This is a genomic window from Bradyrhizobium sp. CIAT3101, from assembly GCF_029714945.1.
In the GTDB taxonomy this organism is placed as follows: Bacteria; Pseudomonadota; Alphaproteobacteria; order Rhizobiales; family Xanthobacteraceae; genus Bradyrhizobium.
This window is the reverse complement of the sequence record NZ_CP121634.1, coordinates 7,596,025-7,619,627: the sequence shown is the minus strand read 5'-3', so window position 1 is coordinate 7,619,627 and position 23,603 is coordinate 7,596,025. Positions and strand designations below refer to the sequence as shown.

The following is a 23,603-nucleotide window of genomic DNA, read 5'->3' as shown; positions in this document are numbered from 1 at the left end:
CACGTCCTTCTCAGACGTCCTTCGTGAACTTGCTGATGACGTCCATGAAGGGCTTTGGCTTGAACTCGCCATCGAGTGGCAGCGGGCGGTTCGCCTGCTTGTCCGCGCGCTTAACCAGCCCGTTGATCCAGCTGTAGCGGTCGGAAATGCCCCAGGTCAGGATCGAGCGCGCCGGCCCGCTGGCCGAGATTGCGGTCAGGAGATCGTTAACGCGCTTGGCAACGATGGCATCGCGCTCCGAAGGACTACCCGTCAGCTTCTCGTCGTTGACGTCGAGCTCGGTGACGTAGACCTCGAGGCCCCACGCGCGGAGCTCGGTCACGAACTCGGCGAGCCCGTGGGTGTCGATCTCGAGCTCGGCATGCAGATGCGATTGCAGGCCGACGGCGTGCAGCGGCACGCCCTGGTCGAGCAGACTCATGATGAGGTTGCGATAGGCTGCGCGCTTGGCGATGAACGAATCCTTCGCCGACTCGATGTCGTATTCGTTGATCGCGAGCTTGACGTAGGGATCAGCCGCGGCCGCGGTGCGGAAGGCGAGCGGAATCCAGCGATCGCCGAGATGCTGCGTCCAGAACGTGTCGCGCCGGTCGGTGATGCCTTTGGGATTGTCGGGGATCGGCTCGTTGACGACGTCCCACGAGGTCAGCTTGTCCTTGTAATAGGACACGACGGTGTTGATGTGATCGACATAGGCGCGCTCGACGCCCTTTGAATCCTTGATCTGTTTGGTCCAGTCGGGAATGTCGTGATACCAGGCGAGCGTGTGGCCGCGCATGGTCAGGTCGTTCTTCTGCGCGAAATCATAGATGGCGTCGGCGCGCTCGAAGGCGAAGGTGTGCGCGTCCGGCCGCAGCATCGGCCATTTCAGTTCGAGCACCGGCACCACCTGCGTGCAATAGGTGCTGATGGCCTCGCCGAGCCGCGGATCGGCCTGCAGGTCCCAGAGCGTGGCGGCGGCGCCAAAACCCGGACGGCGTTGCGCAAGTTTCGACACCGGAAGTGCGGACGCCGATGCGCCCGCCGCGAGCGTTGCGGCGCTGCCGAGGAGAAATTCGCGTCTGTCGAGCTTCGTCACGTGGCGGCCGTCCTTTCGAACCAACGCGCCAATGTACCAAGCGGCGCCTTGTGACGCCGTGGTTTCCCGTTGTTGGGTTAACTTTTGCGGACGGCCGTCTCAGCGCGCCTGGCGCTGCATCACGGCTTCGGCGATGGCGTAATATTGAAGCGCGCCCTTTTCGAGCGTCAGTTTGTCCATCACATAATCGCGAGGTGCGAAGTCGCTCGCGCTGACCTGCGACCAGAAGTCGCTCCAGCCCGAGACGAAGCCGTTCGCGTCGACGAACGTGCGGCCGCAGCGTGCGTCGAAATAGGGCACGGAGGACACGCCGCCTTCATATCTCACCCTGTCCGGGAAATAATCCGGATCCTGCCACGGTCCGCCGCGATTCCACGCGAACACGGGCACGCCGCTCGACAGTGCCTGCTGGCAGGCGATGCCCTGGCTCTCGTGCTCGCAGAGAAAGACCATGCTGCGGCTGCGCGCCAGCGCCGCCTTGTAATCGTCTTCCTTGTAATGGCCGTAGCGGATCACCTCGACCGAGCGGCCGCTCGCCTCGAGATGCCGGCGGATCGGGGCGATCAGCTCGCTCTCATAGCGCCCGTGTTCCCAGCGCACCTTGTCGTAAAGCAGCACGTCGACGCTCTTCTGCGCGGCCGGCGTTGGCGTCCACAAATCGGTGTCGATGCCGACCGGCCATACTTCGATATGCGGCCAGTATGGCCGGCACATCTCCGCATACCAGTCGCAGGGCACCAGGATGGTTTGGGTCAGCAGGTCCTGGTGATGCGCGGGGACGTCCACGGGATGGTTGTACATGACGACCCCGAGCAGGAGCGGGTTCCTCCACGCGAACCAGTCAAGCACGAACGGGCGTCCGAGGATGCAAGCGAGCTCCTCCGGATGCTTCTGGATGTAGCTGTAGTCGTTGACGCGATAGGGAATGCCGACCCGGTCGAGCCCGGCGCAGAGATTGAGGAACACGCGCCGCTGGCCGCTGATCCAGGACTTTCCGAGCAGCATGCGCCGCAGCAGCGGCCGGACGTGGCGGTCGCCCGGAAACCAGCGGTCGTCACGCTCCTCGAAGAACAGATTGAGCGTCATCCGCTCGCCGCCGTCCGCGGGGGACGCCGGGACCAGGGACGCATCCGTCCCGCCATGGGGCAGGGAGGCCGGATTTGCTCGCAAACGCTCGACAACGTCCATCTTAGTCACGTCCACGCATTAACCAAAGGTCGGGCGGCGACCTGAAATCATGGTTTCTTTTCGGTGATCGCGGCGGCTCGTTCAAGGACAGGGCAAATTTAACGCTAACGCGCGAAAGCGGTGGGACCGCCCCCGTTCGGCGGCCGATTTGCAGACTTAAATGACTATTTTGGGAGATGCTGCGGCGCGGTCCGACCGCCAAGCCTTTGATCGCCACGCCAAGGTCCAACTGATCAACGGCCACTGCATTTCAAGGCCGCCAGTCCCGTGCATCCATGCTGAACCGCCATTTCTCCATTTACCTCGCCAGCTACATCCTGTCCGCGGCGGTGGGATTCTTCGCGGTTACCGCCTACACGCGGCTGCTGACGCCGGCGGAGTATGGCGTCTACGTCGTCGGCATGAGCATCGCGGGCATTCTGGGCGCGATCTTCTTTGCCTGGATCAAGCTGTCGGTGTCGCGCTATCAGGCGATGTCGGCGGAGGTGGATTTTCGTGCCACGGCGATGGTCGGCTTCGCGCTGACGGTCGCGGCCATGTGCGCGGCGACCCCGCTGGTGTTCCTGTTCCGCAACGACGTCGGTGTCGAGCTGGTGCTCGCCAGCATGTTCGTCGCGATCATGTCGAATGCCTTCGACGTCGGCCAGGAGTTCGAACGCGCCAAATTCCGGCCTTTCCGGTTCGCTGCCATATCGATGGTGCGCAGCCTGTCGAGCATCGGATTCGGCCTGCTCGGGATCTGGCTCGGCTGGGGTGGCATGGGCCTGCTCGCGGCCATTGGCCTCGGCTCGCTCACCGGCGTCATCCTCAATCTCGTCAGCGACCGCGCCAGGATGGCGAGCTTTTCGCGCAGCCAGTTCATGCAGCTCGCGCGCTACGGCCTGCCGTTGACGCTGGCCGGACTGTCGGTCGCGGTTTACTCGGCCAGCGACCGGCTCATCGTCGCCTATCTGCTCGGCAAGGATTCCGCCGGCATTTTCGGCGTCGCTGCCGATCTGCCGCGTCAGTTCATGGTCATGATCGCCACCAGCGTTGCCGCGGCCACCGTGCCGATGGTGTTCCGCTCGCTGTCGGAAAAGAACAATGACACGACACGGGAGCGGTTGACCGAGAGCCTCGAACTGCTGCTGGTCGTCGTCGCACCCGTCGCAGTCTGGCTTGCGCTCGCCGCCGACCAAGTCGCCGGCACGCTCGTCGGTGTCGATTTTCGCGCCGGCGTGTCCGCGCTGCTGCCGACCTTGGTGCTCGCCCGCTTCTTCGGTATCGCCAATCAGTTCTACGTCCAGCTCAGCTTCCAGCTCGCCGAGCGGCCCTTCATGCTGGCGGCACAGTCGTTCCTCACCTTGGTCGTGAGCGTGGTGCTGATGTTCGCGCTGGTCGCGGGCTACGGCATCTATGGCGCAGCGCTGGCGACGCTCGCAACCGAGGCGATCGGCTTCGTCGTCGCCGTGGTGCTGATGCACCGTGCCCATCCCGTGCCGTTCGACGTCAACCGGCTCGCGGGCGTCGCCGCGTCGGCCGCGGCAATGGCAGGCGCCATCCTTGTCGCGCGGTCGCAGGTCAACGGCGCCGGTATCGTGGCGCTGATCATCGTGAGCGTTGCGGGTGGCCTTGCCTATGTGGCCGCGGCCTGGCTGCTGAATGTAGCGAACGTGCGGACGCTGTCGCTGCGCGTCCTGCGGACGTTCAATCGCAAGGCGCTCGGCGTCTGACCGCCTCACGAGGCGCAGCTTCGTCCGGAGCAACGTCCCCGCCCGCAAGTTCCTGCTTGCGTTCTATTCCTTGTCGCGGAATGCTGAGGGCCGGCCGGACAGCCGCATCACATTTCATAGCGGCGGCCCGAGCCATGTCCTGTTGCGCTTGAAAAGCAAAGTTCGTTCTGCTCATAAGAGGGCTGAAATTGCGCTGCAACATGCGCAAAAGAGCCCATCGACTAAAGTCGATAGCCAGCGAGGAAACACATTATGCGCAAGCTCACTTTGGCCATTGCCGTGATCGCCCCGATGCTCGGTCATGCAGCGTCGGCTGAGGACACGCTCAAGATCGGCTACATCGATCCGCTCTCCGGCGGCGGCGCCAGCGTCGGCGAGGGTGGTCTGAAGACCTTCCAGTATCTGGCCGACGAGCTCAACGCCAAGGGCGGCATCCTCGGCCACAAGATCGAGATCATCCCGCTCGACAACAAGACCAATCCGCAGGAGAGCCTGGTGCAGGCCCAGAAGGCGATCGACGCCGGGGTTCACTACATCACGCAAGGCAACGGGTCGTCGGTCGGCGCTGCGCTGACGGACTTCGTCACCAAGAACAATTCGCGCAATCCCGGCAAGGAAGTTCTGTACTTCAACTACGCCGCCGTCGACCCGAGCCTGACCAACGAGAAGTGCAGCTATTGGCATTTCCGCTGGGATGCGAGCTCCGACATCAAGATGGAAGCGCTGACGAACTACATGAAGGACACCGCCTCCATCAAGAAGGTGTACCTGATCAACCAGGACTATTCGTTCGGCCAGTCGGTACGTACCGATGCGCGCAAGATGCTCGGAGCCAAGCGGCCTGACGTCCAGATCGTCGGCGACGAGCTGCATCCGCTGCTGAAGGTCACGGACTTCTCGCCCTACATCGCCAAGATCAAGGCGTCCGGCGCCGACAGCGTCGTCACCGGCAATTGGGGCCAGGATTTCGCACTGCTGCTCAAAGCCGCGGCCGATGCCGGTCTGAAGGTCAACTGGTACACCTATTATGCCGGCGGCGCCGGTGGCCCGACCGCGATCAAGCAGACCGGTCTCGATGGGCAGGTCTTCCAGATCACCGAAGGCTTCGCCAACTCCGGCAACAAGGCCGCGATGGACTACGAGAAGGCGTTCCGCGCCAAGGTCAATCTGTCGCTGTGGTATCCGCGTGCGGTCAACGAGATGCGCATGTTCAAGGCCGCGGCCGAGAAGGCCAATTCGATCGACCCCGTGAAGGTGGCGGCGGCGCTCGAGGACCTGAAGTTCGAGGTCCTGGACGGTGGCCAAGGCATCATGCGCAAGGACGACCATCAGTTCTTGCAGCCGATCTACATCTCCTCCTTCGGCAAGCTGACCGAGAGCGAGCCGTTCGACGAGGAGAGCACCGGTTGGGGTTGGCATCTGGTGTCGAAGATCGACACGCCGCAGGCCATGGTCTCCACGACCTGCAAGATGGTGCGGCCGTAATCACGCAGCCTGTCGTCGTCCCGCGACCATCATGGGCCGCGGGGTGACGGCAGCCGGACGATTTTTGATTGGGCGATGTTCACCGGGGCCATCAGGCCCCGGATATCCATGAGTGCGCTGTGCTTGAACTCATTGTCATTTCGTCCCTGAACGGTGTGCTGTTCGGCATGCTGCTCTTCCTGCTGTCGAGCGGGCTGACCGTCATCTTCAGCATGATGGGCGTGCTCAACTTCGCCCATGCCAGCTTCTACATGCTCGGTGCCTTCTTCGGCTTCCAGCTCACGAAGTGGATCGGCTTCTGGCCGGCGCTGGTGCTGGCGCCGCTTCTGGTGGGCGCGATCGGCATGGTGGTGGAGCGCTACGGCCTGCGCAACACCCACAAGCACGGCCATGTCGCCGAGCTCTTGCTGACGTTTGGCCTCGCTTTCGCGATCGAAGAGATCGTCTCGATGATCTGGGGCAAGAGCCCGCTCGACTACCGCGTGCCGGCCCTGCTGGACTTTCCGGCCTTCACGATCTTCTCGACCAACTATCCCGCCTACAAGATCTTCATGCTGGCGGTGTCGGTCATCATCTTCGTGGCGCTGCTGATCGTGCTCAAACGCACCCGCGTCGGCCTCATCGTGCAGGCAGCGCTGACGCATCCGCACATGGTCGGGCATCTCGGCCACAATGTCGGGCGCGTCTTCATGGCGGTGTTCGGGGTCGGCAGCGCGCTGGCCGCCCTTGCCGGCGTCATTGCAGGTCCCGCCTTGGTGACCCAGTCCGACATGGCTGCATCGCTTGGGCCCATCCTGTTCGTGGTCATCGTATTCGGAGGCCTCGGCTCCTTGCCGGGTGCCTTCATCGCGTCGCTCGTCATCGGACTGGTGCAGACGTTCGCGGTGGCGCTCGATGGCTCGCTGGCGAGTGCCTTCGGGCCGCTCGACCCGTCGACGGGACCGTCCGTCCTCACCGACATCTGGAACGTCACGATCGCCCAGGTCGCGCCGATCGTTCCCTATATGCTGTTGGTGCTCATTCTGATCGTTCGCCCCATGGGCCTGATGGGGACGCGCGAATCATGACCACAGCTACCACTTCGGCATCGAAGGTTGCGGCCAAGCCCGTCGGCGGCAGCCTGCGCTTCTACGGCGTCTGGTTGATCGGCATCATCGCGCTGATCGTCCTGCCGATGATCTTCTCATCGGGCGGCTCGCTGACATCCTTCAGCCTGATCGGCATCGCGATCGTGTTCGCGCTGTCCTACAACATCCTGCTCGGCCAGACCGGCCTGCTGTCGTTCGGCCACGCCGTTCACTACGGCCTCGGCGGCTTCGCGGCCTGCCACATGATGAATGCGGTGGTCTCGCATGGCTGGCCGATCCCGCTGCCGTTCATTCCGCTGTTCGGCGGCCTCGGCGGCCTCGTGTTTGCGATCATCATCGGCTGGGTCATGACCAAGCGCGCCGGCACGGTGTTTGCGATGATCTCGCTCGGCATCGGCGAATTGGTGGCGTCCTCGTCGCTGATCCTGCGGTCGGTGTTCGGCGGCGAGTCCGGCATCACCACGGACCGCACCGCGCTGCCGAAAATGCTCGGCTGGTCGTTCGGGCCGCAGCTTCAGGTCTACTATCTCATCGCGTTCTGGCTGGTGCTGTCGGCGATTGCGATGTACGCGCTGACGCGGACGCCGCTCGGGCGGATCTGCAACGCCGTCCGTGACAATCCGGAGCGCGTCCAGTTCATCGGCTACGATCCGCACGTCGTCCGCTACATCGCCTTCTGCTTTGCCGGCTTCTTCGCCGGCATCGCCGGAGGTCTGGCCGCGATCAATTTCGAGATCGCGAATTCCGCCTATCTCGGCGCGATCCAGTCCGGCCTCGTGCTGTTCTCGACCTTCATCGGCGGCACCGCGTTTTTCTTCGGCCCGATCCTGGGTGCGATCCTGGTCACTTACCTCCAGCTTGGACTGACCAACCTCACCACGGCCTGGCAGCTCTATTTCGGCATCATCTTCATCGGCATCGTGATGTATGCGCCGGGTGGCATTGCCGGCCTGTTGATGATGCACCGGCCGCTGATCCGCGCCGGCACGCTGTGGACGGTGATTCCGTCCTATCTCGTCGCGATCGTGCCGACGGTCGCACTGGCCTGCGGCGTGATCCTGGTCATCGAAACTGTCGCACGTTTCTCCGGAGGCGACGCGATCAATTTGTTCGGCATTGCCTTCAACCCGACGTCGCCGGTGACGTGGATGACGGCCGCGGTTCTCGTTGTCGGCGGCGCATTCGTCGCGCGGCTGACCTGGCGGCGGATCGCGGAGGCGTGGGACCGGGCTGCCACGGTTGCTCGTGACCGGGGGTATCTCGCATGAGCGCAGCGGTATCTGAAAAGAGCGCAGCCATCGAAGTCCGCGCCGTCGAGAAGCGCTTCGGCAATGTCGGCATCATCCGCGACCTCAACCTCAGCGTCGCCAAGGGTGAGCGTCACGCCATCATCGGGCCGAACGGCGCCGGAAAATCCACCACGTTCAACCTGATCAGCGGTCACATCGCGCCGACCTCGGGCGAGGTGAAGCTGAATGGCGACCTGATCTCCGGCCTGCGGCCGTTCGAGATCAACCGTCGTGGCCTGTCGCGCTCGTTCCAGGTCACCAACGTGTTCGCGCGCATGTCGGTCTGGGAGAACGTGCGCTGCGCGGTGCTGTGGGCGACGGGACATCGCTACGCGTTCTGGAAGAACGTCGACAGCCTGCCCGAGGTGCGCGAGCGCACGGCGCAGATCCTCGACGACATTCATCTGACGCACCGGCGCGACGTGCCGGCTGGTCTTCTGACCTATGCCGAGCAGCGCGAGCTGGAGATCGGCATCACCATCGCGAGCGGCGCCACCGTCGTCATGCTGGACGAGCCGACCGCGGGTATGAGCAACGCGGAGACCGAACGCGCCGTGGCGCTGATCCGGCGGTTGACCGAGGGCAAGACGCTGGTGATCGTCGAGCACGACATGAGCGTCGTGTTCGGCCTGGCCGACCGCATCTCGGTGCTGGTTTACGGCCACATCATCGCCTCGGGCACGCCGGAAGAGATCCGGCGCGATCCGAAGGTCAAGGAAGCCTATCTCGGCGAGGAAGCGCACTGATGCTCGAGGTCAGGGATCTCCACGCTTATTACGGCAAAAGCCACATTCTTCAGGGCGTCGATCTCGACGTCGGCGCCGGCGAGGTCGTCAGCCTGCTGGGGCGTAACGGCGTCGGCCGCTCCACCACGGTCAAGGCGATCATGGGCGAGGTCGCGCCGCAAGGCACGATCCGCTTCAAGGGCAAGGACATCGCCGGCCTGCCCAGCTACAAGATCGCGCATCTCGGCCTCGGCTATGTGCCCGAGCATCGCGATATCTTTCCGAGCCTGACGGTGCGCCAGAACCTGCTGCTCGGCATCAAGGACACGCGCCGACCCGGCAAATGGCGGCTTCAGGACATGCTCGACATGTTCCCCAATCTCGCCGCGCGTGCCGACACGGCCGCGGGCGTGTTGTCGGGTGGCGAGAAGCAGATGCTCACGACGTGCCGGACGCTGATGGGCGATCCCGACCTGATCATGATCGACGAGCCCACCGAAGGCCTCGCGCCGCTGATCGTGCAGCAGGTCGGCGATCTCATCGCGCGGATCGCGCAAGCCGGCGTCGCCATCCTCCTCGTCGAGCAGAAACTGTCGATCGCGATGCGCATCTCCAAGCGTGTCTACATCATGGGGCACGGCCGCGTGGTGTTCGAAGGCACGCCGGACGAGCTCAAGGCCAATGCCGCCGTACGGCAGGAATGGCTCGAGGTCTGACGGCTGCGGCCTGCGCATACGCATCTGTATTCTGCGCTACATCTCACGCCCGCTAATCGAGGTATCGTCCTCGCCGCCGCCATCGCGAGCGATGCGGCCGATGATAACCAAGAACAGAAGTGGAGGACGTTGACCGCGGCCTTGCGAGGGCGCGCGTCGATGCACTCTGCCAGGGAAGGAGATGCCGCGCATGCCCGGCCACACATTCAAGTTCATCGGCGGAGCCGTCGCTCTGCTCACTGTGCTGGGCGCTGCCTCGGCCGTCAGGGCCGGAACCTACGACACCGGCGCGACCGACACGGGCATCAAGCTCGGCCAGACCATGCCCTATTCGGGACCGGCGTCGGCCTATTCGGCGATCGGCCGCGCCGAGATCGCCTATTTCAAGATGCTCAACGAAAAGGGCGGCATCAACGGCCGCAAGGTCGATCTTCTCAGCATGGACGATGCCTATTCGCCGGCGAAGACGGTGGAGCAGACGCGCCGGCTCGTCGAGAGCGACGAGGTTTTGGCGATGTTCTCGATGCTCGGCACCGGCCCGAACATCGCCGCGCAAAAATACCTCAACGTCAAGAAGGTCCCGCAGTTGTTCCCGTCGAGCGGCGCCAGCCGCTGGAACGATCCGCAGCATTTCCCCTGGACCACCGGTTCGCAGCCGACTTACAGGACCGAAGGACGGATCTACGCCAAGTGGATTCTGGCGAACAAGCCCGACGCCAAGATCGCGGTCATCACGCCGAACGAGGATCCCGGCCGTGATTATCTCGCCGGCTTCAAGGAAGGTCTCGGCGAGCACGTCAACCAGATCGTGTCGGAAGCGGTCTACGAGACGACGGACGCCACGGTCGACTCCCAGATCGTCAAGTTCAAGGCCGCCGGCGCCGACGTTCTCTTCAACGAGTGCACGCCGAAATTCGCAGCGCAAGCGATCAAGAAGGTCGCGGAGCTCGGCTGGAAGCCACAGATCATCGTTCCGGCCGTTTCCAATTCCGTCGGCTCGGTGCTGGCGCCGGCCGGGCTCGAGAATTCCGTCGGCATCGTCACCGGCGCCTTTCTGAAGGATCCCGGTGATCCGCGTTGGGAGAACGATTCCGGCATGAAAGCCTGGCGCGAATGGATGAAGACCTATAATTCCGGCGCCGATCCCGCCGACATCTTCAACGTCACCGGCTACACCATGGCGCAGATGATGGAGATGGTGCTGCAGCGGGCAGGCAACGATCTCACGCGTGCGAATTTGATGAAGCAGGCGCAGTCCTTCAAGGACGTCGAGCTGCCGATGCTGCTGCCGGGCATCAAGCTCAACACCTCGGCCGAGCAGGTGACGCCGATCCGTCAGTTGCAGATGGCGCGCTTCAACGGAAAATCCTGGGAACTGTTCGGCGACGTTCTCGGCGAGTAGTCTCGATCGATCGTGACAAGCGAGCAGGGCACGAGCCTTGCCCCTTGTACCGCCCACCGTGAATGCTTCCTCCAACGACAGTGAAGAGACGATGGCACCAACCGGCCCCCTCAGCGGAATCCGTGTTCTCGATCTGACGAGCGTGCTGTTCGGTCCCTATGCCGCACAGATGCTCGGGGATTGGGGTGCCGACGTCATCAAGATCGAGCCGCCGTCGGGCGACACCTGGCGCTATACCGGCGTGTTTAGGAATCGCGGCATGAGCGGCCAGTTCATGGCGGTCAACCGCAACAAGCGCAGCCTTGCGCTTGATCTCAAGCATCCTGACGGCAAGGCGGCACTGGCGAAGCTGATCCCGACGGTCGATGCGCTCGTCACCAATGTGCGGCCGGCCGCAATGGCGCGGCTCGGCTTCGGTTATGGAGACTGCGCAAAGCTCAACCCGCGGCTGATCTATGCGGCCGCGACCGGTTTTGGCCAGGACGGTCCGTGGGCCGCGCGGCCCGCCTTCGACGAGATCATCCAGGCGGCATCGGGCCTCGCATCATCGATCGGATCCGACGAGGAGCCGGAATTCGTTCCGAGCCTGATCGGCGACAAGATCTGCGCCATGGCGATGGTCGGTGCGGTGTCGGCCGCCCTGTTCCGGCGCGAGCGCACGGGCCAGGGCCAGATGGTCGAGGTGCCGATGCTGGAGACGATTGCGGGCTTCAACAGCATCGAGATGCTGGGCGGACACGCCTTCGATCCGCCGATCGGCCCGACCGGCTACAAGCGCATGAAAAACCGGCGTCCGGTGAAGACCAAGGATGGCTGGCTGACGATGCTGCCGTATTCCGGGGACAATTGGTGTGCCTTTTTCGAGGCCGTCGGCCGGCCCGAGTTGAGCGACGAGCTCGGCGTGCGCGATCCCGTGCTGCGCTCGCAAAACATCGACAAGATCTACGACCGCATGAGCGAGATCGGGCCGACCCGCACCACGGCGGAGTGGGAGGAGCTATTGCTGCAGCTGGACGTGCCGCACACCGCCTTTGCCAAATTGACCGAGATCGGCGATCAGCAGCATCTCGCGGCCGTCGGACTGTTTGCGGATATCGATCATCCGACCGAGGGGAAGATTCGCCAGGCACGTCCGGCGACAAAATTTTCGGAGAGCCCGGCCGGCATCCACCGCATGGCACCGCGCCTGGGCGAGCATTCGCGCGAGGTGCTGCGCGAGGCCGGCCTGAGCGACGCCGAGATCGAAGCGCTCGTCGCAAACAAGGCCGTTGGCGCGCCATAAAACCGGCGCGCCATTCGGGGAATGTTACCGCTTGCTGCCGGCCGACGCAGTCACAGTCGCCGGTCCAAAGCTCTGCTGCCAGTACATTTCGACCTGCTCGACCAGGGCCTGCGGCAACGAAACGTAGTTGAGCGTTTCGGCCTGCGTCTTCCCGTTCTCCAATGACCAGCGCACGAAGTCGATGGCGGCAGCCGATCGTTCCGGCGACTTCGGCTGCTTCGGCATCACCACGAACGTCGTGGCCGTGATCGGATAGGCATCCTCGCCCGGCGCGTTGGTGAGAACGATATGGAAATCCCTGTCCGCCGTCCAGTCCGCGCTCGACGCCGCCGCCTGGAACGACGCGGCGTCAGGGACGACGAAATTGCCGGCGCTGTTCTGCACCACGCCGAATGAGATCTTGTCGAGCCGTTGCAGCGCGTAGGCATATTCGAGGTAGCCGATCGCGCCGGGTACGAGGCCGACGAGCGAGGCGACACCGTCATTGCCGCGTCCGCCGAGACCGACAGGCCACTCGACCGCAGTGCCTTCGCCGACGGCGGCCTTCCATTGCGGACTGACCTTGGAGAGATAGTTCGACCAGTTGAAGGTCGTGCCGGAGCCGTCGATGCGATGCACGACGGTGATCGGCGCGTTCGGCAACCTCACGTCGGGGTTGATGGTGCGAATGGCCGGATCGTTCCACGTCCTGATCTTGCCGAGATAGATGCTCGCGAGCACCTCGCCCGAAAAATGCATCTGGCCGGGCTTCACGCCGTCGATGTTGACGACCGGAACGACGCCGCCGATCACAATCGGAAACTGGATCATGCCGAGCTTCTCGAGCTCTTTGGGATCAAGCGGCATGTCGGTGGCGCCGAAATCGACGGTGGCTTTCTTGATCAAGCCGATGCCGATGCTCGACCCCACTGCCTGATACGTCACGGTGTTGCCGGTCTTCGCCTTGTAGGCGTCGATCCATTTCGCCATCACGGGCGAAACGAAGGTTGAGCCGGCGCCCGTGGTCTCGGCAGCGAAGCTCTGCGTCGAGATGACCAGCGCGGTGAGGACGATGGGGAGACTGAGATGTTTCATCATGGGCTCGAAGCTAGCAGCGCGCTCCACGAGCCTCTGTGGTTTACGTCACAAAAATGTAATGGAAATCAGAACCATCTGGTTCGGTTGCAATGTGATGTGAAGCCGGTGCGACTCACGATCCGAGATTGCGGGCAACTGTGATCAGGACGGCTGCAAGTACGGCCAGCGACATCGAGACCGCCAGGCTTTTAACCAGGCTCGTGGTCGTGCCTCTGGAAAAGACGATGAAGCCGGTCGCGAGCAGCGCCAGCCCGGCCACGGCCGCGGCAATCTGCGAGAGAGTTGAGGACACCCGTTCATCCTCCGATGCGCTGTTTGGCGAATTTACCGCCGATGTTCCCGCGGCCTGACGCAATTCTCTGTGATTCCAGTCACATCCCGTCCTGCCGCTGCCGAGGGCTGACATTCTGCCGCAGCGCGCCGGCCAGCTCCAGGCCAGCCCCGGCTCCCAACCGCCCTTCCGCCCGCACGGACCGTCGTATATGAGAGTTTCGTCGCCGGAACGGACCGAATATCGCCGGAAACGGAACAGATGGTGGCTGCGATTTCTTAATCCAAAGATCGCAATCTGATCGGTGATCGACGCAAGTGCGGACACGCAACCGGGGAATGGCATGAAAGACCTGATGACGACGGCGCAATCCAGGAAAGCGATGCGGCGTTGGGGGGCTCCCGGAATCGTGATGTTCGCGGCGGCGGTCGCGCTGGCTGCCCCGAGCCAGGCCGTTGCTGCCAAGCAGCCGCGCCAGATCGCCGAGGCGGTGGCGCAGCGCGAGGCCGGCGAGCCGATCATGGCGATCGTGTCGATCAAGAGCCAGCAGGTCACGTTCTACGATGCCGAGGGCTGGATCCTCCGCGCGCCGGTCTCGACCGGCACGACCGGACGCGAAACGCCCGCCGGCGTCTTCGCCGTCGTCGAGAAGGACAAGGACCACCACTCCTCGATGTATGACGACGCCTGGATGCCGAACATGCAGCGCATCACCTGGAACGGCATCGCGCTGCATGGCGGGCCGCTGCCCGGCTATGCCGCCTCGCACGGCTGCGTGCGCATGCCCTTCAACTTCGCCGAGGGCCTGTTCGAGAAGACCAATATCGGCATGCGGGTGATCATCTCGCCGATGGATGCGGCTCCGGTCGATTTCTCGCATCCCTCGCTGTTCGTGCCGAGCAAGGAAGCCATTGCGGCGGCGCCCGCGCGTGCCGACAAGCTCTCCGCGCAGGCGGAGGAAGTCATCCAGGCCGCCGACGAGGCGAAGAAGGCCGCGACGGCAGCAGCGAAGGACGCGCAATCGCTTCCGGCGTCGCTGCGCAAGCTCGAGCAGCAGAAGGCCCGCGCCGATGCCGAGAACGCCTATGCCGACAAGCTCGTCGCGAACGCCAAGACCGACCAGGCCAAGGCGAAGGCCGACGAGCTGAAGCAGAAGGCCGCGGCAAAGGCGACGGATGCCGCGACCCAGCTGGACGCCGCCAAGGCTGCGGCGCAGCCGAAGCGCGATGCGGTTGCCGCGACAAAGGACGCCGCCAAGGCGGCCGCGGCCAAGAAGGCCGAAGCCGTGAAGGCCGCGACCGATGCCAAGCTCGCGATGGAGCCGGTCTCGGTCTACATCAGCCGCTCGACACAGAAGCTCTATGTCCGGCGTAACACCCACAAGCCGGCGCCTGATGGCGGCGGCGAGGTGTTCGACACCAGCATCGAGGTTCCCGTCACCATCCGCAATCCCGACCAGCCGCTCGGCACGCACATCTTCACCGCTATGGCGAAGAACGACGCCGGCCTGCGCTGGAGCGTCGTCACCATCGACGAAGGCGACAGCGCGAAGGACGCGCTCGACCGCATCACGATCCCGCAGGAGGTGTGGGATCGCATCGGGCCGACCGCATTGCCGCGCTCGTCGATCATCATCTCGGACGAGCCGCTGAGCGCCGAGACCAACTACCGCACCGAGTTCGTCGCGGTGTTAAGCAACCATCCACAAGGCGGCTTCATCACCCGCAAGCCGACCGCGCCGCCGGTGGAAATGGCGAGCGACGATGGCTGGGGCAATGGCGGCGCATTTGGCGGCAATGGCTTCTTCTTCTTCGGGCAGCGCGATCCGAATCCGCAGCCCGTCAATCCGCGCCGCCGCGCCGGCCAGTACCAGTACTATCAACCGGCGCAGCCGATGCAGCGGAGCCTTTGGTAGGCGCGGGGCCGGAGCGTAGCGGCTCCTGCCGCTACGGCCTTGCCGTGATCACCAGAGCCTGAATCTTCGCCTCGACCGGCCCGGATCCATGACGCTTCCGGATCGCCTCGGCAACGGCATCGGTCGCGGCCTCGAGCTTGCTCGCATCCCTGGCCTCGATCTCGCCGCGCAGCGGCGTGCCCTGGCAATACGCGATCGCCACGTATTCCGCGGAGGGCGCGCGGCTCATCGCCGTCCGCGTTTCGATCGATATGTCCTTGAAGCCCGCGCGTTCGAGATCGGCCTTGATGACGGCCTTGTCGTGATAGCCGTGCGGCGTCCGCGCCATGAACAGCGGCGGATTGTCAGGAAACATCTTGCCGAGCGTGATCGTCGCGTCGTCGGCGAACACATTGTCTTCGATACGATCCCAGACACTGAACAAATACGTGCCGTTCGGCTTCAACACCCGCTTCGTTTCCGCATATCCCTTGCTGCGATCCGGGAAGAACATGGCGCCGAACTGGCAGCAGACGACGTCGAACGCAGCGTTGTCGAAGGGCAGCGTCAGCGCATCGGCCTGACGCCAGGTCATGCGCGGGTCATCGCCCTGACGCTGCTTCGCGACCGCGAGCATGGGCTCGTTGAGGTCGGTCGCGACATAGCGGACACCGGCGGGCAGCAGCGCCGCCACGGCCCGCGTCACGGCGCCGGTGCCGGCGGCGATCTCGAGCAGGTCCGAGGGCGACAGCGCAGCGACGCGCTTGGCAAGGTCGTCGGCATAGATCGAGAAGATCAGCGGGACCAGATATTCGTCGTAGAGTTTTGGAACCGAGCCGGCGAAAACCTTGTCAGTGCTGGACATGCTTGCCTCGCTGAAGGTTGGCTATCACGGGCAAGATAGCATGGTTCGACCGCCCGGGAACGCGGGCGAGCCTCCGAGGCGAAGAGGTTCTACGACTTCGCCCCGCCAACCTCGCGGATCGGCCGCGTGCCGTCCCAGTTCATCGCGGCTTGCCGAACCTTCTCAAAGAAAGGTCCCTTCGTGCCGCTGATGTCGGAGATCTCGATGATCGTTCCCGGATGGGCTTGCGTATCGAAATAGGCGAAGCGTCCTCTGTCGCCGCCGATCTGGCCTTCATGGCCGATCCTGTAGCCAAGCCCCACCGCCTTGTCGTAGAGCGCCTGGTAGTCGTGGCTCCAGTAGGACATGTGCTGCAGGCCTTCATGGCCGGCATCCAGGAACTCCTTGTAGAGTGAGGGCGCATCGTTGCGTTGCTGGATCAGCTCGATCTGGAGATCGCCGGAGTTCGCCAGCGCGATGCTCATCTCGACGGATGAATCCTGGCCACGATGGCGGAACCAGTCGGTCTTGACGCGGTCCATGTAGTACCAAGGACCGACGCCCATCACCTCGATCCAGTGCGTCATCGCGGCCTGGATGTCCCGCACCACATATCCGTTCTGGCGCACTGCGCCGAAGATGCGGCTCATGCCCGCGCTCCCTCAATCACCCTGCTCACTTGACCTCAATGCCCGCGTCCTTGGCAACCTGCTTCCAGGCCGCGATATCGCGCGCATTGATGTCGCGCTGCTCGTCGCCGGGGACGAATTGCGGCGTGATGCCGAGGCCCAGCAGCTTCTCCTTCACCGCGGCATCGCCGAGCGCGTCCTTCAGCGCCGCCGACAGCTTTTGCGTGATCGGCGGCGCGAGGCCCGCCGGCGCATACATCGCCCAGGACAGGCTGCGGTCGAACGGCACGCCCTGTTCTCCGTAGGTCGCAACGTCAGGCAGGCTCGGTGAGCGCTCGCCGCAGGCGGCCAGTGCCTTGATCGAGCCGTCCTTCACCAGCGGCGTCGCGGTCGCCATGTCGAGCGTCGCGAGCGAGATGTGGCCGCCCAGCAGGTCGCCGGCGAGCTTGGCGATGCCGTTGAACGGCACGTGCTCCATCTTGATGCCGGTCTGCTGCATCAAAATTTCCGCGCAGAATTGCCCGGTCGAGCCGATGCCCCAGCTTCCGTACTGGATCGGCTCGCCCTTCTTGGCGAGCGCAACCAGCTCCTTGATGTTATTGGCGGCAAAATCCCTGGTCGCCACCAGCATGATCGCGGAGACGCCGATACGGCCGATGGTGGTAAAATCCTTGATCGAATCGTAGGGCAGCTTTGGATAGATCGCGGGCGCCAGCACATGCGTGGTCATGCCGCCGACGGTGACGGTGTAGCCGTCATTGGGCGAAGTCGCGACCATCTGCGTGCCGAGCGTACCGGCCGCACCGGTGTGGTTCTCGATATAGATGCTCTGTCCGAGCGTCTTGCCCATCTTGTCGGCGAGCAGCCGGCCGATCACGTCGCCGCCGCCGCCAGCCGCGTAAGGCAGCAGCATGCGGATCTTGTGCGTCGGATAGGCGGCAGGATCCTCGGCCCGCGTCGGCAGCGTAGCCGACAGCAATGCGAGAAACGAGAGCGTGACGGTGCGCAGCATCATGACGGCATTCCCCTATTCCCAAAAACGAAATCTGTAGGCGTCTCCGTGTCGGGTCACGCGTCCCGCAGTCGGCGACGGAAAATGGCCGGTGAGCAGATAGCTCGGCGTATCCGCGAGCTCTTCCAGCAGCGCCATCCGGGTCGCGACGGCGGCCGCCGGATCGACATCGGCGGCATTCGAGAGCCACGGCGCCGCGCACTGGATCGGATGATGGATTACGTCGCCCGACATGACCGCGTGATCGTGGCCGCCGTTGAGATGGATCGGCATGTTGCCGGCGGTGTGGCCCGGCGCCGGCGCGAAGCGCAAGGCAGCGTCGCGATCGCCAAACAGGTGATGATCGGTCTCGACGAATTCGGCAAGGCCGGCCGCAACCACCGGCAGCACGGAGTCCTCGAACGAGCCGTGGTTCACCGGGCTCTTCGGCCCCGCCTTGTGTACGGTCTCAAAATGCCGGTACTCCTCGCGCCCCATCAGATAGCGCGCATTGGGGAAGGTCGGCACCCAGCTTCCGTCGATGAGGCGCGTATTCCAGCCGACGTGATCGACATGCAGGTGCGTGCACATCACGAAGTCGACCTGTTCGGGCGCAACGCCCAACGCCTGCAGGTTTTCCAGATACGGCTGGTTGAGGTCGTTCCACACCGGCACGCGCGGCCGCTTCTTGTGATTGCCGCAGCAGGTGTCGACGATCGCGGTCCAGCGCGGCGTGCGAACCAGGTAGGAGTGATGGCTGAGGATAAAGCGGCCGGTCTCGGGCTCGATATAGCGATGATCGAGCCAGTCGCGGTTCGCCGCAATCACCTCGTCGGTGACATTGGCGAACAGCCACTTTCTGTCGAAGGCAAGCGAAGGGATCTCGCTGACGAGGTCAACCCGCATACTGCCGATCGTCACCTGCCGCATGCTTTAGTTCTTCAGGAGGTCGCCGAACGGCACCCAGCGCGTACCGTCGAAGCGGATGAGCTGGAGGCTCGTCATCGGCGTGTAGTGGTCGGGCGCGTTGTTCACGGCGGTGCCGTTGATCAACATCGGCAGATGCACGTCCTTCAGGCTTGTCGCCTGCTTCATCACATTGGCGCGGGTGGGGTCGTTGCCGGCCGCCTTCAGCACCGTCACCAGCGTCTGTGCGATGGTGTAGCCATAGACGTTGAGCCAGTCGTTCTTGTTGGCGTCAGGCAGATACTTGTCCATGAAGGCGGCCCATTCCTTGTAGCCGGCATCATCCTTGTTGGCCGGATCGGTCGCGTCCTTCAGATACTGACTGGAGATGACGCCGGTGGAATTGTCCTTGCCGGCCGGCTCCAGCACGCCGCTGATCGAGGCCGAGACGTTGGAGACGATGGTCGTGGGCTTCCAGCCGATCTCGCCGATCTTTCGGATTGCCTGCGCCGCGAATTTCGGCGTGGCCGCGACCAGTACGACGTCAGCGCCGGCAGTCTTCAATTGCAGGATCTGGGTATCGACCGTCGGTGCCGAAGTCTCATAGGCCGCGCGCGCGACGATCGCCTCGCCGCCGCCGAGCCCTTCCTCGAGCGCCTTCAGATAGTCCTTGCCGAGATCGTCGTTCTGGTAGAGCACGCCGATCTTCGCATTGGCGTGGCTCGCCTTGATGTATTTGGCGTAGGCGATCGCCTCGTCGCGATAAGTCGGCTGCCAGCCGACGGTCCACGGGAAGTTCTTGGGATCGTCCCACTTCGCCGCGCCCGAGCCGAGGAAGAGCTGCGGCACCTTGCGGTCGTTGAGATATTTGTGCACGGCGCTGTTGGTCGGCGTGCCGACGCCGCCGAAGATCAGCAGCACTTCGTCGCTCTCGACCAGCTTCCGCGTCTGCTCCACCGTCTTCGGCGGGCTGTAGGCATCATCGGCGATGATCATCTGGATGCGCCGTCCGTTGATGCCGCCATCGTCGTTGACCTTGCGGAAATACGCTTCCGCCGACTTCGCGATTTGCGCGAAGGCGGAGACCGGGCCGCTCAGCGGCGCCGTGGTGCCGATCTTGATCGTCTTGTCGTCGGCGCCGGGATCGTATTTTGCGGTTTGGGCAGAGGCGGTGCTGGCTGCGAGCAGCAGAACGCAGGCCGCGGCAAGGCGAAGGCGGGCAAAGCGCGCCATGAGGTCGTCTCCCCAAATTTGCTCTCCGCTTCTCTAGGGAGCGGAGTTGAAACGCGAGAACAGTGGCCACGCGAGGCTTGCGGGCCGCGACCGTCGCCGCCAGACTGGCAAAACGAACGATCGTTCGTACGCTTGACTAGCGAACGATCGTTCGTTAGTCAAGCCGCATGGCTCTCACCACCTCCAGCGCGGCGGAAGCGGCTGCGCCCACGACCCGCGAGCGCATTCTCACCGAGGCGCTCAACCTGTTCGCGCAGAGCGGCTATGGCGGCGCCTCGATGCGCGAGCTGGCACGCCGCGTCGGCATCCGCGAGAGCAGCCTGTACAATCATTTCGCCGGCAAGGCCGCGATCCTGGAAGCGATCGTCAGTGAGCACGGCCCGGCAAGCTCCGCGAGCCGGCTGGAGGAGCCGCGCTACAAGCAGCTCGCGCGCCAGCCCGCCGCGTTCTGCCGGCAGTTCGCACTGGACCTCGTCGAGCAATGGTCCGACCCGCGCGAGCACCAGTTCCAGAAGGTCATCACGGCCGAGCGTAATCGCGTGCCCGGCATCCGCGCCAAGTTCGCCGATCATTTCTATGCGCGCGAGCAGAGCATGATGACGGACTATTTTCGCGGCTTTGCGCTCGCCGGCCTGGTCAAGACGCCGGATCCGCGCGAGACCGCCCGGTTGTTCGCCGCCGGCCTCATCTATATCCGCCTCGAACATTACGTGATGGGCGCGGCGCCGTCGCCGCGGCCGAAGGTGATCGAGGCGATCGAGCGCTATCTCGCCTTCTTCCTGTCGCTGATCGCGGCGGATGGCGGGACCGACGACAACAAGAAACGAAAAACCAAGGGAGAAACGCGTGGCAAGGCTGCCCCTGATTGATCCGGACACGACGAGCGGCGACATCCGCGCTTCGTTCGACCGCATGCCGGTCAAGCTCAACATCTTTCGCATGATGGCCCATGCCGAGGCCAACATGATCCCGGCGATGCGGCTCGGCAATTCGATCCTGCACAAGCAGAAGCTCTCGGCGGTCAACCGCGAGCTCTTGATCCTCCAGGCCGCGCAGCTCGAGGGCGGCGCCTATGAATGGCGCCAGCACGTGCCGATCGCGCTCGGGGTCGGCTGCACGCAAGGCCAGGTCGATGCGGTGGAGCGTTGCGACTATGACTCGGTCGCACTGAGCGAAGCGGAGCGCGCATTGCTGAAGTTCGGCCGCGAGGTGGTCGAGAACGTCCGTGTTCCCGAGGCGATCTTCGCTGCCGCGCGAAAACATTTCAGCGACCAGGAAATCGTCGAGTCCATCGTCGCGCTTGGCTTTTACATGATGATGGCGCGCGTCACCGAAGCCACCGAAACCGATCTCGATCCCGCGGCCGGCATGAAGGTCTATGACGGCGGCAAGAAGTAGGCGGCTGAGATGGCAGAGACCGATAGCAAGCCGGAGCGTTACGTCCGTCCGCCGAGCGCCGAGTCGTTGGGCGAAGCGCCGGGCAGGGGACGCCTGAAGGGCCGTCGCATCCTGATCGTCGGCGGCGGTCAGCGGGTGTTCGATGCGGCGACAGATCCGATCGGTAACGGCCGCGCCATGAGCATCTTGTGCGCCCGTGAAGGGGCGAAAGTCGCAGTCGCCGATCTCAACCACACCTCCGCGCAGCAGACGGTCAAGCACATCACTGATGAAGGCGGCGAGGGCTTTGCCATTGCGGCGGACGTCACGTCAGAGGCGGACGTCCAGCGCATGATCGAGGAAGCGCATCGCGCCATGGGCGGCCTCGACGGCATGGTGCTGAACATCGGCACCTTCGGCAAGACCGGCCTCGACAATGTCAGCCCCGAGGAATGGAACAGGATCTACGACGTCAACGTCCGCGGTCCGATGCTGTGCTGCCGCGCGGCGATGCCGAGCTTCGAGGAGGGCGGCGCCATCGTCTTCATCTCCTCCATCGCGGCGCTGAAAGCGGGATCACAGATGGCGGTGTATGACTCGTCGAAAGCCGCGCTCGGCGGCCTGATGCGCAACATCGCCCATCTCGGCGCGCGCCGCGGCATCCGCGCCAACCTCGTTTATCCCGGCCTCGTCGACACCCCCAATGGCCGCGAAGTCGGCGCCGGCCGCCCCAACCGCGGCAAGGGCCACGTTCCCTTCGGCCGGCAAGCGACCGCCTGGGAGATCGCCTACGCGGTGCTGTTCTTCCTGTCGGACGAGAGCGTGTATGTCACCGCGCAAACGCTGGCGGTGGATAGCGGGCTGAGCGGGATGTGAGCCGAAGGACCATTGCGAGCGGCTCTGCACCCGCCACTGCCGCGGGGGCATGCAATGGTTCGAGCGGCAGCCCGGCGCTGCGCAGCCTCATCCATTGGTCATGTCCTGACCGGCGAGACCGCACGGCTCGCTTGCGCGGATAAATCTGGCCGGAATTAGCAAGATATTGGCGCGAGATCACAAGAAAGAGCGAGCGCCGCGTCAGTAAAGCGGGAGTTGCCTGAGCCGGATCGGCTCGGGCAGCCAGCCGCCGACTTATGCCTGACCGCAAGGCAAGAGCAAGACGTCTATGATCAATGATGAGATGGCCTCCGCGCAGCCAGGCGTGATCCCGTCGAATTACTTCCGCTTCCTGGAGCGACAGTTGAAGATCGGCGTCTGTCGGGTGGACCTGCAATCCGGGCAGATGACCTGGACCGAGGGCATGTACGATCTGTTCGATCAGGACCGTACCGTGTCACCGTCCCGTGCCGCCCTGCTGGAGCGAATGCACCCGACCGATCGCGGCAACCGCGCGCCGGTCAATGCGGCCCTCAAGAATCGAATTTCATTCGAGGATAGTTTTCGGGTCATCCTGAGGGATCGGAGGATCCGATGGGTCCGTGCTTACGGTGAGTTTCTGTTCAGCGAGCGTGGCAGTCCTGACGGCCTCATTGTGCTGATGGCCGACGTGACCGTGCAGCGCGCCCAACAAAATCTTCTGCATATCCGGACACAGCATCTTCACGCCGTGGCGCGGCTCGCGAGGGCCACGGTGACGACCGCGGCGGCGGACGGCAGGGTCACGGACGTCGTGCACCTGCAGCCCTTTGCGGGTGACGCGAAGCCACTCGGCACCAACTGGATGGATTGGATCCATCCGGACGATCGCGCCACCATCATGCAAGCTCATCAGAAAGCCCTCGGCGGTCGCGAGGAGGTCGAGGTCGAGGCGCGCGTCCGCCTCGCCGATGGTTCGAGCGGCTGGCGACGGCTCCGCGCCGCTCCGATTCGCAGCGCGAGCGGCCGCTTCCTGGAATGGCTCGGATTGAGCTTCGATATCGACGGTGAGAGAACCGGCCGGACCCTGCTCGATCCGGGGCGGCCGGTCACCGGTGCCCAGCTTCGGGCCGCGCGCGGCCTTCTCAAGATATCGGTCCAGAAGCTCAGCGAACTCGCGGATATCTCGATCGCGGTCATTCGCAGGCTCGAAGAGCTCGACGGGGTCTCGCGCGACGGCGCCGAGAGTGCGCGGAGGCTCCGTGACGCGCTGGAGCGACGAGGGGCCGTCTTCATCTTTCCGAGCGACATGAAGCCCACGGCAACGCTGCGTTAAGGCCGCGTGCCACGCATGGCCCCCTCGACACGACAAGTGATGACAGCGAATTTCGCGAGAGTCTGCCGTGGCCCGTGTCCTCCATCGCGCAAATTTTGCGGCAACCTCCTGCTTCGGGCCGAAAGCGGCACAATTTCTGTCGTTTTGGGACGATGGGAGACTTCGTGTTTAGCGAAATGGCTTTACGCTTTGAAGATTTGAATCAGTTCTAATTGATTTCCACAA

22 protein-coding genes are annotated in these 23,603 nt (G+C 64.0%); 13 read left to right on the top strand and 9 right to left on the bottom strand.

Features of this window, described 5'->3' with window-relative positions; translation table 11 throughout:
* Positions 1 to 10: 10 nt before the first annotated feature.
* Complete coding sequence (locus tag QA645_RS35540; protein ID WP_283045872.1) at positions 11 to 1,078, bottom strand: endo-1,4-beta-xylanase; 1,068 nt, start codon at positions 1,076 to 1,078, stop codon at positions 11 to 13.
* Between the two features lie 99 nt (positions 1,079 to 1,177).
* Entirely contained in the window at positions 1,178 to 2,266 is a 1,089-nt protein-coding gene (locus tag QA645_RS35535) for a glycosyltransferase family 1 protein (protein WP_283045869.1), read from the bottom strand.
* Between the two features lie 275 nt (positions 2,267 to 2,541).
* Between QA645_RS35535 and QA645_RS35530 the strand changes: the two genes are divergently transcribed.
* The 8 genes from QA645_RS35530 (at position 2,542) to QA645_RS35495 (ending at position 11,965) form a co-directional block, all read left to right on the top strand.
* A complete protein-coding gene (locus tag QA645_RS35530) occupies positions 2,542 to 3,978 on the top strand; it encodes an oligosaccharide flippase family protein (protein ID WP_283045868.1) in 1,437 nt (478 codons plus the stop codon).
* A gap of 252 nt (positions 3,979 to 4,230) precedes the next feature.
* Positions 4,231 to 5,463 carry a branched-chain amino acid ABC transporter substrate-binding protein gene (locus QA645_RS35525; RefSeq protein WP_254129058.1) on the top strand — a complete coding sequence of 411 codons (1,233 nt, stop codon included), beginning with the start codon at positions 4,231 to 4,233 and terminating at the stop codon, positions 5,461 to 5,463.
* Positions 5,464 to 5,582: 119 nt separating this feature from the next.
* Complete coding sequence (locus QA645_RS35520) at positions 5,583 to 6,530, top strand: branched-chain amino acid ABC transporter permease (RefSeq protein ID WP_283045866.1); 948 nt, start codon at positions 5,583 to 5,585, stop codon at positions 6,528 to 6,530.
* The gene (locus QA645_RS35515; RefSeq protein WP_283045865.1) at positions 6,527 to 7,819 is read left to right on the top strand and encodes a branched-chain amino acid ABC transporter permease; all 1,293 of its coding nucleotides are present in this window, start codon (positions 6,527 to 6,529) and stop codon (positions 7,817 to 7,819) included. Before QA645_RS35520 ends, QA645_RS35515 begins: the two co-directional genes overlap by 4 nt.
* On the top strand, positions 7,816 to 8,586 hold the full coding sequence (locus QA645_RS35510; protein ID WP_283045864.1) for an ABC transporter ATP-binding protein: 771 nt from the start codon (positions 7,816 to 7,818) through the stop codon (positions 8,584 to 8,586). The genes QA645_RS35515 and QA645_RS35510 overlap by 4 nt, the downstream gene beginning before the upstream one ends.
* Positions 8,586 to 9,281 carry an ABC transporter ATP-binding protein gene (locus QA645_RS35505; protein WP_234685767.1) on the top strand — a complete coding sequence of 232 codons (696 nt, stop codon included), beginning with the start codon at positions 8,586 to 8,588 and terminating at the stop codon, positions 9,279 to 9,281. The genes QA645_RS35510 and QA645_RS35505 overlap by 1 nt, the downstream gene beginning before the upstream one ends.
* 190 nt (positions 9,282 to 9,471) lie before the next feature.
* On the top strand, positions 9,472 to 10,683 hold the full coding sequence (locus tag QA645_RS35500; protein WP_283045861.1) for an ABC transporter substrate-binding protein: 1,212 nt from the start codon (positions 9,472 to 9,474) through the stop codon (positions 10,681 to 10,683).
* A 91-nt stretch (positions 10,684 to 10,774) separates the two neighbouring features.
* On the top strand, positions 10,775 to 11,965 hold the full coding sequence (locus QA645_RS35495; RefSeq protein WP_283045860.1) for a CoA transferase: 1,191 nt from the start codon (positions 10,775 to 10,777) through the stop codon (positions 11,963 to 11,965).
* A gap of 24 nt (positions 11,966 to 11,989) precedes the next feature.
* Here QA645_RS35495 and pstS read toward each other — a convergent pair whose 3' ends face one another.
* A complete protein-coding gene (pstS, locus tag QA645_RS35490) occupies positions 11,990 to 13,042 on the bottom strand; it encodes a phosphate ABC transporter substrate-binding protein PstS (protein WP_283045859.1) in 1,053 nt (350 codons plus the stop codon).
* 112 nt (positions 13,043 to 13,154) lie between these two features.
* Entirely contained in the window at positions 13,155 to 13,334 is a 180-nt protein-coding gene (locus QA645_RS35485; RefSeq protein WP_254192164.1) for a hypothetical protein, read from the bottom strand.
* 322 nt (positions 13,335 to 13,656) lie between these two features.
* On the opposite strand from QA645_RS35485, the gene QA645_RS35480 reads away from it, so the two are divergent.
* On the top strand, positions 13,657 to 15,228 hold the full coding sequence (locus tag QA645_RS35480) for a L,D-transpeptidase (RefSeq protein WP_283045857.1): 1,572 nt from the start codon (positions 13,657 to 13,659) through the stop codon (positions 15,226 to 15,228).
* A 31-nt stretch (positions 15,229 to 15,259) separates the two neighbouring features.
* On the opposite strand, the gene QA645_RS35475 is transcribed toward QA645_RS35480, so the two are convergent.
* From QA645_RS35475 to QA645_RS35455, 5 genes are all read right to left on the bottom strand, one after another.
* On the bottom strand, positions 15,260 to 16,072 hold the full coding sequence (locus QA645_RS35475) for a class I SAM-dependent methyltransferase (RefSeq protein WP_283045855.1): 813 nt from the start codon (positions 16,070 to 16,072) through the stop codon (positions 15,260 to 15,262).
* A gap of 89 nt (positions 16,073 to 16,161) precedes the next feature.
* Positions 16,162 to 16,701, bottom strand: coding sequence for a VOC family protein (locus QA645_RS35470; protein ID WP_283045853.1), 540 nt, complete (start codon positions 16,699 to 16,701; stop codon positions 16,162 to 16,164).
* A 25-nt stretch (positions 16,702 to 16,726) separates the two neighbouring features.
* Positions 16,727 to 17,695, bottom strand: coding sequence for a tripartite tricarboxylate transporter substrate binding protein (locus QA645_RS35465; RefSeq protein ID WP_283045851.1), 969 nt, complete (start codon positions 17,693 to 17,695; stop codon positions 16,727 to 16,729).
* A gap of 12 nt (positions 17,696 to 17,707) precedes the next feature.
* Positions 17,708 to 18,601, bottom strand: coding sequence for an MBL fold metallo-hydrolase (locus QA645_RS35460; protein ID WP_283045850.1), 894 nt, complete (start codon positions 18,599 to 18,601; stop codon positions 17,708 to 17,710).
* A gap of 3 nt (positions 18,602 to 18,604) precedes the next feature.
* The gene (locus tag QA645_RS35455; RefSeq protein ID WP_283045849.1) at positions 18,605 to 19,810 is read right to left on the bottom strand and encodes an ABC transporter substrate-binding protein; all 1,206 of its coding nucleotides are present in this window, start codon (positions 19,808 to 19,810) and stop codon (positions 18,605 to 18,607) included.
* Positions 19,811 to 19,977: 167 nt separating this feature from the next.
* On the opposite strand from QA645_RS35455, the gene QA645_RS35450 reads away from it, so the two are divergent.
* From QA645_RS35450 to QA645_RS35435, 4 genes are all read left to right on the top strand, one after another.
* Entirely contained in the window at positions 19,978 to 20,679 is a 702-nt protein-coding gene (locus QA645_RS35450; protein WP_283045847.1) for a TetR/AcrR family transcriptional regulator, read from the top strand.
* On the top strand, positions 20,657 to 21,208 hold the full coding sequence (locus QA645_RS35445) for a carboxymuconolactone decarboxylase family protein (protein WP_283045846.1): 552 nt from the start codon (positions 20,657 to 20,659) through the stop codon (positions 21,206 to 21,208). The genes QA645_RS35450 and QA645_RS35445 overlap by 23 nt, the downstream gene beginning before the upstream one ends.
* A gap of 9 nt (positions 21,209 to 21,217) precedes the next feature.
* Complete coding sequence (locus QA645_RS35440; protein ID WP_283045845.1) at positions 21,218 to 22,063, top strand: SDR family oxidoreductase; 846 nt, start codon at positions 21,218 to 21,220, stop codon at positions 22,061 to 22,063.
* A gap of 364 nt (positions 22,064 to 22,427) precedes the next feature.
* Complete coding sequence (locus tag QA645_RS35435) at positions 22,428 to 23,378, top strand: PAS domain-containing protein (protein ID WP_283045844.1); 951 nt, start codon at positions 22,428 to 22,430, stop codon at positions 23,376 to 23,378.
* The last annotated feature ends 225 nt before the right edge of the window (positions 23,379 to 23,603 follow it).

What these genes read in the sequence shown, in the direction of transcription:
- QA645_RS35495 (WP_283045860.1), top strand. Translation starts at nt 10,775, where the DNA reads ATGGCACCAACCGGCCCCCTCAGCGGAATCCGTGTTCTCGATCTGACG.
- pstS (WP_283045859.1), bottom strand. Translation starts at nt 13,042, where the DNA reads ATGATGAAACATCTCAGTCTCCCCATCGTCCTCACCGCGCTGGTCATC.
- QA645_RS35525 (WP_254129058.1), top strand. Translation starts at nt 4,231, where the DNA reads ATGCGCAAGCTCACTTTGGCCATTGCCGTGATCGCCCCGATGCTCGGT.
- QA645_RS35465 (WP_283045851.1), bottom strand. Translation starts at nt 17,695, where the DNA reads ATGATGCTGCGCACCGTCACGCTCTCGTTTCTCGCATTGCTGTCGGCT.
- QA645_RS35500 (WP_283045861.1), top strand. Translation starts at nt 9,472, where the DNA reads ATGCCCGGCCACACATTCAAGTTCATCGGCGGAGCCGTCGCTCTGCTC.
- QA645_RS35455 (WP_283045849.1), bottom strand. Translation starts at nt 19,810, where the DNA reads ATGGCGCGCTTTGCCCGCCTTCGCCTTGCCGCGGCCTGCGTTCTGCTG.
- QA645_RS35470 (WP_283045853.1), bottom strand. Translation starts at nt 16,701, where the DNA reads ATGAGCCGCATCTTCGGCGCAGTGCGCCAGAACGGATATGTGGTGCGG.
- QA645_RS35515 (WP_283045865.1), top strand. Translation starts at nt 6,527, where the DNA reads ATGACCACAGCTACCACTTCGGCATCGAAGGTTGCGGCCAAGCCCGTC.
- QA645_RS35510 (WP_283045864.1), top strand. Translation starts at nt 7,816, where the DNA reads ATGAGCGCAGCGGTATCTGAAAAGAGCGCAGCCATCGAAGTCCGCGCC.
- QA645_RS35530 (WP_283045868.1), top strand. Translation starts at nt 2,542, where the DNA reads ATGCTGAACCGCCATTTCTCCATTTACCTCGCCAGCTACATCCTGTCC.
- QA645_RS35480 (WP_283045857.1), top strand. Translation starts at nt 13,657, where the DNA reads ATGAAAGACCTGATGACGACGGCGCAATCCAGGAAAGCGATGCGGCGT.
- QA645_RS35440 (WP_283045845.1), top strand. Translation starts at nt 21,218, where the DNA reads ATGGCAGAGACCGATAGCAAGCCGGAGCGTTACGTCCGTCCGCCGAGC.
- QA645_RS35450 (WP_283045847.1), top strand. Translation starts at nt 19,978, where the DNA reads ATGGCTCTCACCACCTCCAGCGCGGCGGAAGCGGCTGCGCCCACGACC.
- QA645_RS35475 (WP_283045855.1), bottom strand. Translation starts at nt 16,072, where the DNA reads ATGTCCAGCACTGACAAGGTTTTCGCCGGCTCGGTTCCAAAACTCTAC.
- QA645_RS35535 (WP_283045869.1), bottom strand. Translation starts at nt 2,266, where the DNA reads ATGGACGTTGTCGAGCGTTTGCGAGCAAATCCGGCCTCCCTGCCCCAT.
- QA645_RS35505 (WP_234685767.1), top strand. Translation starts at nt 8,586, where the DNA reads ATGCTCGAGGTCAGGGATCTCCACGCTTATTACGGCAAAAGCCACATT.
- QA645_RS35460 (WP_283045850.1), bottom strand. Translation starts at nt 18,601, where the DNA reads ATGCGGCAGGTGACGATCGGCAGTATGCGGGTTGACCTCGTCAGCGAG.